11 protein-coding genes and 1 pseudogene are annotated in these 13,905 nt (G+C 68.2%); 7 read left to right on the forward strand and 5 right to left on the reverse strand.

What is annotated here, in order from left to right; genetic code table 11:
- The first annotated feature begins 155 nt into the window (after positions 1-155).
- Positions 156-1,166 (forward strand): HTH-type transcriptional regulator CdhR, encoded by a 1,011-nt coding sequence (cdhR, locus tag FFS27_RS03685; RefSeq protein WP_003096721.1) that lies wholly within the window; start codon positions 156-158, stop codon positions 1,164-1,166.
- On the opposite strand, the gene argE is transcribed toward cdhR, so the two are convergent.
- From argE to cls, 5 genes are all read right to left on the reverse strand, one after another.
- A complete protein-coding gene (argE, locus tag FFS27_RS03690; protein WP_003121330.1) occupies positions 1,096-2,250 on the reverse strand; it encodes an acetylornithine deacetylase in 1,155 nt (384 codons plus the stop codon). The two genes, cdhR and argE, sit on opposite strands and share 71 nt — an antisense overlap.
- Positions 2,251-2,306: 56 nt before the next feature.
- A complete protein-coding gene (locus FFS27_RS03695; protein WP_003106037.1) occupies positions 2,307-2,981 on the reverse strand; it encodes a DUF1028 domain-containing protein in 675 nt (224 codons plus the stop codon).
- Positions 2,982-2,994: 13 nt separating this feature from the next.
- Positions 2,995-3,417, reverse strand: coding sequence for a RidA family protein (locus tag FFS27_RS03700; RefSeq protein ID WP_003096732.1), 423 nt, complete (start codon positions 3,415-3,417; stop codon positions 2,995-2,997).
- Entirely contained in the window at positions 3,417-4,769 is a 1,353-nt protein-coding gene (locus FFS27_RS03705) for a flavin-containing monooxygenase (protein WP_003096737.1), read from the reverse strand. Before FFS27_RS03705 ends, FFS27_RS03700 begins: the two co-directional genes overlap by 1 nt.
- A gap of 293 nt (positions 4,770-5,062) precedes the next feature.
- The gene (cls, locus tag FFS27_RS03710; protein WP_003121332.1) at positions 5,063-6,535 is read right to left on the reverse strand and encodes a cardiolipin synthase; all 1,473 of its coding nucleotides are present in this window, start codon (positions 6,533-6,535) and stop codon (positions 5,063-5,065) included.
- A gap of 153 nt (positions 6,536-6,688) precedes the next feature.
- On the opposite strand from cls, the gene FFS27_RS03715 reads away from it, so the two are divergent.
- The 6 genes and pseudogenes from FFS27_RS03715 to FFS27_RS03740 form a co-directional block, all read left to right on the forward strand.
- Complete coding sequence (locus FFS27_RS03715) at positions 6,689-7,159, forward strand: nuclear transport factor 2 family protein (RefSeq protein ID WP_003096740.1); 471 nt, start codon at positions 6,689-6,691, stop codon at positions 7,157-7,159.
- A gap of 221 nt (positions 7,160-7,380) precedes the next feature.
- Complete coding sequence (locus tag FFS27_RS03720) at positions 7,381-8,358, forward strand: dipeptidase (protein WP_003106042.1); 978 nt, start codon at positions 7,381-7,383, stop codon at positions 8,356-8,358.
- 126 nt (positions 8,359-8,484) lie between these two features.
- Positions 8,485-9,015, forward strand: coding sequence for a DUF5943 domain-containing protein (locus tag FFS27_RS03725; protein ID WP_003107282.1), 531 nt, complete (start codon positions 8,485-8,487; stop codon positions 9,013-9,015).
- Between the two features lie 15 nt (positions 9,016-9,030).
- Positions 9,031-11,091, forward strand: a complete 2,061-nt coding sequence (gene dgcA / locus FFS27_RS03730; RefSeq protein ID WP_003114446.1) for a dimethylglycine demethylation protein DgcA — start codon at positions 9,031-9,033, stop codon at positions 11,089-11,091.
- A gap of 106 nt (positions 11,092-11,197) precedes the next feature.
- The gene (dgcB, locus tag FFS27_RS03735) at positions 11,198-13,159 is read left to right on the forward strand and encodes a dimethylglycine demethylation protein DgcB (protein WP_003107277.1); all 1,962 of its coding nucleotides are present in this window, start codon (positions 11,198-11,200) and stop codon (positions 13,157-13,159) included.
- A gap of 118 nt (positions 13,160-13,277) precedes the next feature.
- Positions 13,278-13,905: pseudogene (locus FFS27_RS03740) on the forward strand (electron transfer flavoprotein subunit alpha/FixB family protein); the annotation flags it as partial.

Below are 13,905 nucleotides of genomic sequence, written 5' to 3' on the forward strand. Positions count from 1 at the left end.
TTGCGAGACCGACCCTGGCGACCAAGGTACGCAGCCGGGACGGCGGCGAAGCGCACTGCGGCGACCAGCTCTTGCACTGCAGCGACCTGGCCATTGCCAAGCGCGGCGGGCCTGCGCTACACACAGGCTGCGCAACCTCAACCCCGGAGCGCCCCATGTCCCAGGACTTCTGGTTTCTCCTGCTGCCCGGCTTCTCGGTAATGGGCTTCGTTTCCGCCGTGGAGCCACTGCGCGTGGCCAACCGCTTCCACGCCGACCTCTACCGCTGGCACGTGCTCAGCGCCGACGGCGGTCCGGTGCTGGCCAGCAATGGCATGTCGGTGAACAGCGACGGCGCGCTGGAGCCGTTGAAGAAAGGCGACCTGCTGTTCGTGGTGGCCGGCTTCGAGCCGCTGCGGGCGGTCACCCCGGCACTGGTGCAGTGGCTGCGCAAGCTCGACCGCAACGGCGTGACCCTCGGTGGCATCGATACCGGCAGCGTGGTGCTGGCCGAGGCCGGTCTGCTCGACGGGCGCCGCGCGACCCTGCACTGGGAAGCCATCGACGCCTTCCAGGAGTCCTACCCGCAACTGAGCGTGACCCAGGAGCTGTTCGAGATCGACGGACCGCGCATCACCTCGGCCGGCGGCACCGCCTCCATCGACCTGATGCTCGACCTGATCGCCCAGGCCCACGGTCCGCAACTGGCGGTGCAGGTTTCCGAGCAGTTCGTGCTCGGCCGCATCCGCCCGCGCCAGGACCACCAGCGCCTGCAGGTGGCGACCCGCTATGGCGTGAGCAACCGCAAGCTGGTGCAGGTGATCGGCGAGATGGAGCGGCATACCGAGCCGCCACTGACCACCCTGGAGCTGGCCGAGCGCATCCAGGTCACCCGCCGCCAGCTGGAACGGCTGTTCCGCGTGCACCTGGACGACACGCCCTCGAACTTCTATCTCGGCCTGCGCCTGGACAAGGCCCGCCAGTTGCTGCGCCAGACCGACCTCAGCGTGCTACAGGTGAGCCTGGCCTGCGGCTTCGAGTCGCCGTCGTACTTCTCCCGCAGCTACCGCGCGCGCTTCGCCGCCAGTCCCAGCCAGGACCGCGCGGTGCTGCCGCTCAAGGCTCCCGCAGCCACGCCGCCAGGCGCGCCAGCAGGGCGTCGCACGCCTCGAGCTGAGCGAGGCTGACGAACTCGTCCGGCTTGTGGCCCTGGTCCATGCTGCCGGGACCGCAGATCACCGCCGGGATACCGGCCTGGTGGAACAGCCCGCCCTCGGTGCCGAAGGCCACGGTGGAGAAATCCGTCGAACCGCTGAGCAGGCCGATCAGCTCCGCCGCCTGGCTGTCGTCTGCGGTGAGCAGGCCGGGATAGGCCGATAGCGGCGTGAAGCGGATATCGGTACTTCGCTCTACCGCACGCATCCGCGGCAGCAGTTCGCTTTCGGCATAGTCACGGAGTTCCTCGGCGACCTGCCGCGGGTCGTCCGCCGGCAGCGCGCGGACCTCGAAGTCGAAGCGGCACTCGGCGGGCACGATGTTCAGCGCCCGGCCGCCCTGGATCAGTCCGGTCTGCACCGTCGAGTAGGGCGGGTCGAAACGCCGGTCGTGGCGCTCCGGCGCCGCCAGGCGCGCGCCGATCTCGCCGAGGCGGCCGATCAGCCGCGCGGCGTATTCGATGGCATTCACCCCCTGCGGCGCGTAGGCCGAATGGCAGGCCGCGCCGTGCACCTCGCAGCGCATGGCCAGCTTGCCCTTGTGGCCGAGCACCGGCTTCAGCTCGGTGGGCTCGCCGATGATGCACAGCAACGGCTTGTGCGGACGCCGCTCCAGCGCCGCGAGCAGCGAACGGACGCCCAGGCAGCCGACCTCCTCGTCGTAGGAGAACGCCAGGTGCACCGGCAGGCGCAACGGCGCGGCGAGGAACGCCGGGACGGCCGCCAGCACGCAGGCCAGGTAGCCCTTCATGTCCGCCGTGCCACGCCCGTAGAGGCGACCATCGCGCTCGCTGAGCCGGAACGGCGGCACGCTCCAGGCCTGGCCGTCCGCCGGCACCACGTCGGTATGCCCGGAAAGGCAGACGCCGCCACGGTCGCTGGGGCCGATGGTGGCGTAGAGATTGGCCTTGCGGCCGTCGGCGTCGAAGAACAGTTCGCTGTCGACGCCGAAACCCGCCAGGTAGTCGCGGACGTAGTCGATCAGCGCCAGGTTGGACTCGCGGCTGACGGTGTCGAAGGCCACCAGGTCGGCGAGGATGTCGCGGCTGCCGGGCATGTCGGGCTCCAGGGCGCAGGTCTCGCGCTGCGCCGTCGAGGAAGGGAACGACCCGCTCACTCGTCGCCGGGCACGCCGTAGCTCGGCGCACGGGTCGGGTCGAGGGCGCGGGTCACATAGTCCTGCATCTGCGGCTTGTAGGCGAGCCACAGTCGCTCGAGCTGGCCGATGGGGTCGTGCTCGGCCCAGTCGACGCGCAGGTCGACCACCGGCCAGAGCAGGTCGCCGACCACCGACAGCGCCGCCGAATGCACCGGCCCGGCTTCGCCACCAGCGGCCAGCGCGGCACGCATCGCCGCCAGCAGGCGCTCGGCGAGCAGGCCTTCGGCGTTCTCGAAGGCATCCACCATCGCCTCGATCACTTCCGGCGCGGCCAGCAGGTTGCCGGCCGCCACGCATTGTTCGCCGGCCCGCGCATGGTGGACGCCGAGCGCCTCGCGGCCGGTGAACAACGCGGTGCGGCCGTGCTGGTCGATCACCGTGACCTGGCGATACTGGCCATAGCCGTTGCTGCTCAGCGCCTGGTCCAGCGCTTCGCCAGGGGCCAGGCCCTGGTCGAGGCGGTCGAGGATCTGCGGGCCGAGCGCCGGCAGGGTGATGTTCTGCGTAGCCACCGCGCCGGTGCCGGCGCGCAGCCAGGGACAACGGGCGCCGACGGCGATGCTCGACGAGCTGATGGCGATGCCCAACTGGCCGGTTTCGGCGCAGCGGCCGACGATGGAAAAGGTCATGGCGCGCGCCTCCTCATTGCTGCCAGTCGTCGGGAATCACCGCGATCACGTCGATCTCCATCAGCCACTGCGGCTGGCCGAGGGCCGAGACCACCAGTCCGGTGGAGATCGGGAACACCCCTTTGAGCCACTTGCCGACTTCGCGATAGACCGGCTCGCGGTAGCGCGGATCGATCAGGTAGGTAGTGGTCTTGACGATGTGCGAGAGGTCGCTGCCGGCTTCCTCCAGCAGTTGCTTGACGTTCTTCATCGCCTGCTCGGCCTGGGCGCGCGGATCGCCGAGGCCGACCAGGTTGCCGTCGAAGTCGGTGCCGACCTGGCCGCGCACGTACACCGTGTTGCCGGCGCGCACGGCCTGGCAGAGATCGTTGTCCAGGGACTGGTTGGGGTAGGTGTCCTTGGTGTTGAACATGCGAATGCGGGTATGGGTAGGCATCAGCTGACTTCCTGGAGGCTGGTTTGCGGAGCTTGCGAGGCGCGGTCCTGTTCCTGGCGCTGGGCGGCGTCGCGGTATGCGAGGTACTTGCGCTGGATGGCGATGTGGTCGGCGACATGGCGCGCGTCGTGCCAGACGCCCCAGATGAACGAGGAGCCGCGCCGCGATAGCCAGGGCAGGCCGATGAAGTACACGCCGGGTTCGCTGGACACGCCACGCTGGTGGCGCGGCTTGCCGTCGCGGTCGAAGGCATCGACCTGCAGCCAGCCGAAGTCGACGGCATAGCCGGTGGCCCAGATGATGCTGCCCACCCCGGCCTCGGCCAGGTCCAGTTCGAGGATCGGATCGGTCACGCACTGCGGGTCCGGCAGCCGGCGGCGCGCCTCGGGCTCTTCCGGCAGGTCAAGGCCGTTGCGGGCGATATAGGCGTCGGCGGCGTCGAGCAACGCCAGGTAGTTCTCGTCGCCGCGCGCCAGGTTCTCCGCCAGGTCCGGCCGGAAGGTCGCGACGCCGTCGACGAAGGATTCGGTCAGTCCGACCAGGGTCACGCCCTGATGCGCCAGGGCGCGGAAGTCCACGGTATGTCCGCCGCGGGCACCGCTCACGGCGATGGTCACATGCTCGCGCCCGGGCTTGGCGACTTCCGCATCCCATTCGCCGAGCACGCCCAGCCACCAGCAGAAGTCGCGGTTGCGGTAGGAACGCGGCGGACGGTCATGAGCGCCCACCGAGAGGTAGACCTGGCGCCCGGCACGTTGCAGCTCGTCGGCGATCTGTACCCCCGACGAACCGGCGCCGACCACCAGTACCGCACCTTCGGGCAGCTGCTGCGGGTTGTAGTAGTGGGCCGAGTGGATCTGCCGGATACGCTCGTCGCGCGGCGCGATCGGCGGGATCACCGGACGCTGGAACGGGCCAGTGGCGGCGACCACGCGGTTGGCCTCGATGGTCCCGGCGGAGGTTTCCACGGTGAAGCCGGGGCGGCCGACATTGCGCACCACCTTCCTCACCTCGACGCCGGTACGGATCGGCGCGTCGAATTTCTTCGCGTAGGCCTCGAAATAGGCCGCCACCTGGTCCTTGCCGGGGAAACCGTCGGGATCGATGTCGAATTCCATTCCCGGGAAGCGGTCGTGCCAGGCCGGGCCGTTGGCCACCAGCGAGTCCCAGCGTCCGCTGCGCCAGGCCTCGGCTATGCGGTTGCGCTCCAGGACCAGGTGCGGCACGCCGAGCCGGCTCAGGTGCTCGCTCATCGCCACGCCGGCCTGGCCGGCGCCGACGACGAGGGTGTCGGTCTTTTCCACGGTCCCGTCCGTGCGCGAGGGCAAGGCGGTGCGATTCAGGTCGGTCATGGCTCGGTTCCTCGGACTCTGGTCGTTCTTGTTCTGCGGTTGCGTGATGGCCGCATTCTGTTCAGAGCCGGGGAATAGCGAAATTATGATTTTTGTAGTCGCTGGCTAGGGAAAAGCTGCACGCCCGCGCGGTCGGCGGGCGGCAGAGGCGTCGCTCAGGACCTGCCGACGATCTGGCGAGCTGGAGAAACCGGGCGAAAACAGCCGGGGAAGCGGAGTCTCCGAACGGCAACCGAGTTTTCCGAAGCCGTTTCCAACGCGGTTTTGCCGACGTACAGAGTCCGCGAAGGTTTTCAGAGGATCGGCGAGACCAGCCGCGCCACGCGCATCCCCAGTTGCTGCAGGCGGCGCACGCTGCGGCGGTCTTCCGGAGTGAATTCGAGCGACTCGGCGAAGTCCGCCTCGAGCATCGCCTCCACCTCGCCGGCGAAGCCCTCGTCGACGGTCACCACCATCACCTCGAAATTCAGCCGGAACGAACGGTTGTCCAGGTTGGCGCTGCCGACGGCGGCGGTGTCGCGGTCCACCAGCACCACCTTCTGGTGGAGGAAGCCGGGCTGGTAGCGGAACACCTTGACCCCGGCACGGATCGCCTCCAGCGCGTAGAGGCTGGACGCGGCATACACCGTGCGGTGGTCCGGGCGCGAGGGTATCAGCAGGCGCACGTCGACGCCGCGCAGCACCGCCAGGCGCAGGGCGGCCATCACCGCTTCGTCGGGAACGAAATACGGCGAGGTGATCCAGACCCGCTCGTGGGCGGCGTTGATCATCTCGACGAAGAACAGCGAGCAGGTTTCCTGGGCATCCGCCGGACCGCTGGCGACTACCTGGCAGAGCGCGCCCTCGCTGTCGTACTGCGGCGGCAGGATCAGCGGCGGCAGGCTGTGGGTCGCCCAGTACCAGTCCTCGGCGAAGCTTTCCTGCAGACACGCCACCGCCGGCCCGCGCAGTTCCATGTGGGTGTCGCGCCAGGGCGCCAGCGGCGGCTTCTCGCCGAGGTACTCGACGCCGACGTTGTGCCCGCCGACGAAACCGCACTCGCCATCCACCACCACGACCTTGCGGTGGTTGCGGAAATTCACCTGGAAGCGGTTGAGCATGCCGCTGCCGGTGCTGAAGCCATGCATCTGCACGCCGCCCTGGCGCAGCCGCTCGACATAGCGGTGCGGCAGCGCGTGGCTGCCGATGGCGTCATAGAGGAAGAACACCTCGACGCCGTTGGCCGCACGTTCCAGCAGCAGTTGCTGGAGGCGCTGGCCGAGGGCGTCGTCGCGGACGATGAAGAACTGCACCAGGATCACCTGGCGGGCGGCGGAAATCGCCTTGAACATCGCCTCGAAGCTGGCCTCGCCGTTGACCAGCAGGCGCACCCGGTTGTTCGCCAGGGTCGGCGTGCGGGTCATCCGCACCAGCGCCTTGAGCCCCTTGTAGCCGCTGACCTGGCGGGCCGCCAGGGCCTCCTCGACCCAGGGACGCCAGTCCAGCTCGGCGGCCGCCAGGTGCATCTCGCGGTTGGCCTGGCGCCGCGCCTCGATGTAGGCGTCGAAACGGCTGCGACCGAACACCAGGTACGGCAGCAGGGTCAGGTACGGCATGAATACCAGCGAGGTGGCCCAGGCGATCGCGCCCTGGGCGGTGCGCACGGTGAGCACGGCATGGATGGCGGCGACGAAGCCGAGTACCTGGATACCGACCAGCAGCAAGCCGAGGTAGGTGGTGGAGGTCATTGCGCGAGGTCGATCCTTGTCCACTCCTGTGGCGGCCATCATAGCCCTCTCCGGGGTAGGTCTGGCCAGCCTGGCAAACAGCCAGGGGGCGAGGCGGGATTGGCAGGATCCGTGGGATCGACGTCATTCGGCCGCGCTCGCCCTGCCCTACGCTGTTCCCATCGAAAACCACCGCAGACCGAGGAGCCCGCCATGAGCGACGTCCGTCCCCCGCTTCCCCCCTTCACCGCCGAAACCGCCGCGCAGAAGGTCCGCGCCGCCGAGGACGGCTGGAACAGCCGTGACCCGCAGCGCGTCTCGCTGGCCTACAGTCCCGACAGCGTCTGGCGCAATCGCTCGACCTTCGTCCGCGGCCGCGAGCGGATCGTCGAATTCCTCAGCGGCAAGTGGCAGCGCGAGCAGGAGTACCGGCTGATCAAGGAACTCTGGGCGTTTACCGGCAACCGCATCGCCGTGCGCTTCGCCTATGAATGGCACGACGACTCGGGCAACTGGTTCCGCTCCTACGGCAACGAGAACTGGGCGTTCGATGAGCAGGGCTTGATGTACGAACGTCACGCCAGCATCAACGACCTGCCGATCCGCGAGGACCAGCGGCTGTTCCGCTGGCCGCTGGGGCGCCGGCCGGACGACCATCCGTCGCTCGGCGAACTCGGCCTCTGAACCCGCGCCGGCAGGGGCGCGCGCACTCCCCGTTGGCGGCCCCGGGCGGCCAGCGCCTGTTCCATCCGCGACATTGCCCTCCGTCGTTGCGGTCGCACGCTTGACGCTTTCGGCACGACCCTGGTCGTTTTCGGGCCGGGTCGCGCCGGGCCCCGACGATATGCTGCCCCCAAAGCGTCGGCACAAGTCCCGGCGCGCCCAGCCTGAAAGGGGTATGCCAGATGAGCCCAGCCGAATTGCACGCCGACAGCATCGTCATCGACGGTCTGATCATCGCCAAGTGGAACCGCGAACTGTTCGAGGACATGCGCAAGGGCGGCCTGACCGCCGCCAATTGCACCGTATCGGTATGGGAAGGCTTCCAGGCGACGGTGAACAATATCGTCGCCAGCAACAAGCTGATCCGCGACAACAGCGACCTGGTGATCCCGGTGCGCAGCACCGCGGACATCCGCAAGGCCAAGGAGCAGGGCAAGACCGGCATCCTCTACGGCTTCCAGAATGCCCACGCATTCGAGGACCAGATCGGCTACGTCGAGGTGTTCAAGCAGCTCGGCGTGGGCATCGTGCAGATGTGCTACAACACCCAGAACCTGGTCGGCACCGGCTGCTACGAGCGTGACGGCGGGCTCTCCGGCTTCGGTCGGGAGATCGTCGCGGAGATGAACCGGGTCGGCATCATGTGCGACCTCTCCCACGTCGGCAGCAAGACCTCCGAAGAGGTCATCCTCGAATCGAAGAAACCGGTCTGCTACTCCCACTGCCTGCCGTCCGGCCTCAAGGAACACCCGCGCAACAAGTCCGACGAGGAGCTGAAGTTCATCGCCGACCATGGCGGCTTCGTCGGCGTGACCATGTTCGCGCCGTTCCTCAAGAAAGGCATCGACTCGACCATCGACGACTACGCCGAGGCCATCGAGTACGTGATGAACATCGTCGGCGAGGACGCCATCGGCATCGGCACCGATTTCACCCAGGGCCACGGCCACGACTTCTTCGAGTGGCTGACCCACGACAAGGGCTACGCCCGGCGCCTGACCAACTTCGGCAAGATCGTCAACCCGCTGGGCATCCGCACCGTCGGCGAATTCCCCAACCTCACCGAGACCCTGCTCGAGCGCGGCATGCCCGAGCGCGTGGTGCGCAAGGTGATGGGCGAGAACTGGGTAAGGGTCCTGCGCGACGTCTGGGGCGAGTAACTCCCGGCCCACTCCCGACTCGTCGCCTCTTCCTCAAGGGAGGGGCATTGCATCGCACCCATCTTCCCTCTCCCCGCCTCTCTCCCCGAAGGGAGAGAGGGAGTCAAAAGAATCGGAGCTTACACCATGGCCAAACATGCCCCCCAACTGCCCATCGAGGTCGACAGCGAGACCGGCGTCTGGACCACCGACGCCCTGCCGATGCTCTACGTACCGCGACATTTCTTCGTCAACAACCACATGGGCATCGAGGAAGTGCTGGGCGCCGACGCCTACGCCGAGATCCTCTACAAGGCCGGCTACAAGTCCGCCTGGCACTGGTGCGAGAAGGAAGCCGAATGTCACGGCCTGGAGGGCGTGGCGGTGTTCGAGCACTACATGAAGCGCCTGTCCCAGCGCGGCTGGGGCCTGTTCGAGATCGAGCGGATCAACCTCGAGGAAGGCACCGCCGAGGTCCGCCTGCGGCACTCCGCCTTCGTCTACGTCTACGGCAAGGTCAATCGCAAGGTCGATTACATGTTCACCGGCTGGTTCGCCGGCGCCATGGACCAGATCCTCGCCGCCCGCGGCAGCAGCCTGCGCACCGTGGCCGAACAGGTCTACAGCGGCGCCGAGGACGGTCACGAAGACGGCCTGTTCGTCGTCAAACCCCTGTAAGCCGAGGAAAGGGTCATGGCCTTCGAAGCAATGTTCCAGCCGATCCAGATCGGCAAGCTGACCATCCGCAACCGCGTGCTCTCCACCGCCCACGCCGAGGTCTACGCCACCGACGGCGGGATGACCACCGAGCGCTACGTGAAGTACTACGAGGAAAAGGCCAAGGGCGGCATCGGCCTGGCCATCTGTGGCGGCTCCTCGGTGGTCGCCATCGACAGCCCGCAGCAGTGGTGGAGTTCGGTGAACCTGTCCACCGACCGGATCATCCCGCACTTCCAGAACCTGGCGGACGCCATGCACAAGCACGGCGCCAAGATCATGATCCAGATTACCCACATGGGGCGCCGTTCCCGCTGGGACGGCTACCACTGGCCGACCCTGATGTCGCCGTCGGGTATCCGCGAGCCGGTGCATCGCGCCACCTGCAAGACCATCGAGGTGGAGGAGATCTGGCGGGTCATCGGCAACTACGCGCAGGCCGCCCGCCGCGCCAAGGAAGGCGGCCTGGACGGCGTCGAGCTGTCCGCCGTGCACCAGCACATGATCGACCAGTTCTGGAGCCCGCGGGTCAACAAGCGCACCGACGAATGGGGTGGCAGCTTCGAGGGGCGCATGAAGTTCGGCCTCGAGGTGCTCAAGGCGGTGCGCGCCGAGGTCGGCGAGGACTTCTGCGTCGGCATGCGCATCTGCGGTGACGAGTTCCACCCGGACGGCCTGTCCCACGAGGACATGAAGCAGATCGCCAAGTACTACAGCGATACCGGCATGCTCGACTTCATCGGCGTGGTCGGCTCCGGCTGCGACACCCACAACACCCTGGCCAACGTCATCCCCAACATGACCTTCCCGCCGGAGCCGTTCCTGCACCTGGCGGCCGGCATCAAGGAAGTGGTCGACGTGCCGGTGCTGCACGCGCAGAACATCAAGGACCCGAACCAGGCTACGCGCATCCTCGAAGGCGGCTACGTGGACATGGTCGGCATGACTCGCGCGCACATCGCCGACCCGCACCTGATCGCCAAGATCAAGATGGGCCAGGTCGACCAGATCAAGCAGTGCGTCGGCGCCAACTACTGCATCGACCGCCAGTACCAGGGCCTGGACGTGCTGTGCATCCAGAACGCCGCGACCTCCCGCGAATACATGGGCGTGCCGCACATCATCGAGAAGTCCGCCGGACCGAAGCGCAAGGTGGTGGTGGTCGGCGGCGGGCCGGCCGGGATGGAAGCGGCCCGCGTGGCGGCCGAGCGCGGCCACGACGTGACCCTGTTCGAGAAGAAGGAGCAGCTCGGCGGCCAGATCACCACCGCCGCCAAGGCGCCGCAACGCGACCAGATCGCCGGCATCACCCGTTGGTACCAGCTGGAGCTGGCGCGCCTGGGCATCGACCTGCGCCTGGGCACCGCGGCCGACCCCGAGACCATCCTCGACCTGCGCCCGGACGTGGTGGTGCTGGCCAACGGCGGACATCCGTTCCTCGAGCAGAACGAACACTGGGGCGCCGCCGAAGGCCTGGTGGTGAGCAGCTGGGACGTGCTCGACGGCACGGTCGAGCCAGGCAAGAACGTGCTGGTCTACGACACCATCTGCGAGTTCAGCGGCATGTCGGTGGCGGACTTCCTCGCCGACAAGGGCGCCCAGGTGGAGATCGTCACCGACGACATCAAGCCGGGCGTGGCCATCGGCGGCACCACCTTCCCCACCTACTACCGCAGCATGTATCCCAAGGAAGTGATCATGACCGGCGACCTCATGCTGGAGAAGGTCTACCGCGAGGGCGACAAGCTGGTGGCGGTGCTGGAGAACGAATACACCGGCGCGCGGGAAGAGCGGGTGGTCGACCAGGTGGTGGTGGAAAACGGCGTGCGCCCCGACGAGAGCCTCTACTACGCGCTCAAGCAGGGCTCGCGGAACAAGGGCCAGATCGACGTCGAGGCGCTGTTCGCGATCCAGCCGCAGCCCTGCCTCAGCCAGCCCGGAGAAGGCTACCTGCTGTTCCGCATCGGCGACTGCGTGGCCCAGCGCAACACCCATGCGGCGATCTATGACGCGCTGCGCTTGTGCAAGGATTTCTAAGACACGCCTCGTGGCATCCGACCGGCACGGCCGGCCCCCCCTCTCCCGCAAGCGGGAGAGGGGGGGCCGATCCAGCGCCGCCTGACGTCCCGCAGGGAGACCAGAAATGCTCGACACCCTCCTTCCCGTCCTGCTCTTCGCCGCCCTGGCACTTGCCGTGCTCGGCGCCGCGAAGCGCTTCCTCATGTGGCGCCGCGGCCGACCCGCCAAGGTCGACTGGATCGGCGGCCTCATGCAGATGCCGCGTCGCTACCTGGTGGACCTGCACCATGTGGTAGAGCGCGACAGGTACATGTCCAGGACCCACGTCGCCACCGCCGGCGGCTTCGTCCTGGCGGCGCTGCTGGCGATCCTGGTACACGGTTTCGGGCTGCACGGCCGGATCCTCGGCTTCGCCCTGCTGGCGGCCACGGCGCTGATGTTCGTCGGCGCGCTGTTCGTCGCCCGCCGCCGCCTCGACCCACCGTCGCGGCTGTCGAAGGGCCCCTGGATGCGCCTGCCGAAGAGCCTGCTGGCGTTCGCCGCGAGCTTCTTCCTCGCCACCCTGCCGGTGGCCGGCATCCTGCCGGAAGGCTTCGGCGGCTGGTTCCTCGCCGGCCTCCTCGCCATTGGCGTGGCCTGGGGCGTGTCCGAGCTGTTCCTCGGCATGACCTGGGGCGGGCCGATGAAGCATGCCTTCGCCGGTGCCCTGCACCTGGCCTGGCACCGCCGCGCCGAACGCTTCGGCGGCGGCCGCTCCACCGGCCTCAAGGCGCTCGACCTGGCCGATCCGCAGGCGCCGCTGGGCGTGGAAAAGCCCAGCGACTTCACCTGGAACCAGTTGCTCGGGTTCGACGCCTGCGTGCAGTGCGGCAAGTGCGAGGCGATGTGCCCGGCGTTCGCCGCCGGCCAGCCGCTGAACCCGAAGAAGCTGATCCAGGACATGGTCATCGGCCTGGCCGGCGGCAACGACGCGAAGTTCGCCGGCAGCCCCTATCCAGGCAAACCGCTGGGCGAGCACGGCGGCGGCCCGCACCAGCCGATCGTCGCGCTGGATGGCAAGGCCCTGGTCGACGCCGACACCCTGTGGTCCTGCACCACCTGCCGGGCCTGCGTCGAGGAGTGCCCGATGATGATCGAGCACGTCGACGCCATCGTCGACATGCGCCGCCACCTGACCCTGGAGAAAGGCGCCACGCCGAACAAGGGCGCCGAGGTGCTGGACAACCTGATCGCCACCGACAACCCCGGCGGTTTCGCCCCCGGCGGCCGGTTGAACTGGGCGGCCGACCTGAACCTGCCGCTGATGAGCGAGAAGAAGAGCGCCGACGTGCTGTTCTGGGTCGGCGACGGCGCCTTCGACATGCGCAACCAGCGCACCCTGCGCGCCTTCGTGAAGATCCTCAAGGCGGCCGCGGTGGACTTCGCCGTGCTCGGCCTGGAGGAGCGCGACAGCGGCGACGTGGCGCGCCGGCTGGGCGACGAGGCGACCTTCCAGAACCTGGCCAGGCGCAATATCGCAACCCTGGCGAAATACCGCTTCACCCGCATCGTCAGCTGCGACCCGCACAGCTTCCATGTGCTGAAGAACGAATACGGCGCCCTCGGCGGCGACTACCAGGTACTGCACCACAGCACCTTCATCGACGAACTGCTGCGCGCCGGCACACTGCAACCGGGCCGCAGCAAGGCCGGCAGCGTCACCTACCACGACCCCTGCTACCTGGGCCGCTACAACGGCGAGTACGAGGCGCCGCGCAACGTGCTGCGCGCACTCGGCATCGAGGTCAAGGAAATGCAACGCTCCGGCTTCCGCTCGCGCTGTTGCGGCGGCGGTGGCGGCGCGCCGATCACCGACATCCCCGGCAAGCAACGGATTCCCGACATGCGCATGGCCGACATCCGCGAGACCGGCGCCGAGCTGGTGGCCGTCGGCTGCCCGCAGTGCACCGCGATGCTCGAAGGCGTAGTGGCGCCGCGGCCGGAGATCAAGGACATCGCCGAGCTGGTGGCGGAAGCGCTGATAGAACAGGCGGAAGCGCCGGCAAAAAAGCCGTTGCGGCGTGAAGCCGTGGCGGAGGTGCATTGATGAGAGTGTCGAGCTTCACATCGAACCCGCTGCTGACCGGGGCAGCACGGATAGCGGCCTCTCCCTCCAGGGAGGGGGCCGCGGGATCGGGTAGCCGCAGCCACAGGAAGCATTCCGCATGAACGACATCGTCCGTCGCGATCCACGCGCCGAATGGATCGCCCGCAACCGCCTGCATCCGCTGCATGCGGCCATGCACTCCGCCCAAGGCGGCGAGGTGCGCTGGATGGGCCCCCACGGCGTGGTCCGCAAGAACCCGCACGCCGTCGGCTTCGTCGGCCCCAACGGCATCCGCCGCATCGATCGCTCCGGCGGCCAGCAGGGCAGCGGCGCGCGACGCGCCAGCGCAGTGCAGGAAGCGCAGTTGCCGCTGCATGTGGTCGAGCAACCGGCATTCCTCGTCGCGGTGGTCCCGGACATGGTCGGCGGCCGTCTCTCCAGCCACGACAAGGACCTCCTCGGACTGGCCCGCAAGCTCGCCGGCAACGACGGCGCGGTGCTCGCCGTGGTGTTCGGCGAACACAAGGAAAGCGCCTTCGACAGCGCCGGCGTCGACCGCCTGCTGCACCTCGCCGGCGGCGAGTACGACGGCTACGCGCCCGAGCAGCGAATACTCGCCCTGCGCAACCTGGAGAACCAGCTCGCCCCGCGCCACTGGCTGTTCCCGGACAGTCGCAACGGCGGCGGCGAACTGGGCCGGCGCCTGGCCGCTGCGCTCGGCGAACGGCCGGCCGGACGCGTCTGGC

Source organism: Pseudomonas sp. 2VD (assembly GCF_005503585.1).
In the GTDB taxonomy this organism is placed as follows: domain Bacteria; phylum Pseudomonadota; class Gammaproteobacteria; order Pseudomonadales; family Pseudomonadaceae; genus Pseudomonas; species Pseudomonas aeruginosa.

Coding starts and splice junctions, on each gene's coding strand:
- cdhR (WP_003096721.1), top strand. CDS start 156: ATGTCCCAGGACTTCTGGTTTCTCCTGCTGCCCGGCTTCTCGGTAATG.
- argE (WP_003121330.1), bottom strand. CDS start 2,250: ATGCCCGGCAGCCGCGACATCCTCGCCGACCTGGTGGCCTTCGACACC.
- FFS27_RS03695 (WP_003106037.1), bottom strand. CDS start 2,981: ATGACCTTTTCCATCGTCGGCCGCTGCGCCGAAACCGGCCAGTTGGGC.
- FFS27_RS03700 (WP_003096732.1), bottom strand. CDS start 3,417: ATGCCTACCCATACCCGCATTCGCATGTTCAACACCAAGGACACCTAC.
- FFS27_RS03705 (WP_003096737.1), bottom strand. CDS start 4,769: ATGACCGACCTGAATCGCACCGCCTTGCCCTCGCGCACGGACGGGACC.
- cls (WP_003121332.1), bottom strand. CDS start 6,535: ATGGCCGCCACAGGAGTGGACAAGGATCGACCTCGCGCAATGACCTCC.
- FFS27_RS03715 (WP_003096740.1), top strand. CDS start 6,689: ATGAGCGACGTCCGTCCCCCGCTTCCCCCCTTCACCGCCGAAACCGCC.
- FFS27_RS03720 (WP_003106042.1), top strand. CDS start 7,381: ATGAGCCCAGCCGAATTGCACGCCGACAGCATCGTCATCGACGGTCTG.
- FFS27_RS03725 (WP_003107282.1), top strand. CDS start 8,485: ATGGCCAAACATGCCCCCCAACTGCCCATCGAGGTCGACAGCGAGACC.
- dgcA (WP_003114446.1), top strand. CDS start 9,031: ATGGCCTTCGAAGCAATGTTCCAGCCGATCCAGATCGGCAAGCTGACC.
- dgcB (WP_003107277.1), top strand. CDS start 11,198: ATGCTCGACACCCTCCTTCCCGTCCTGCTCTTCGCCGCCCTGGCACTT.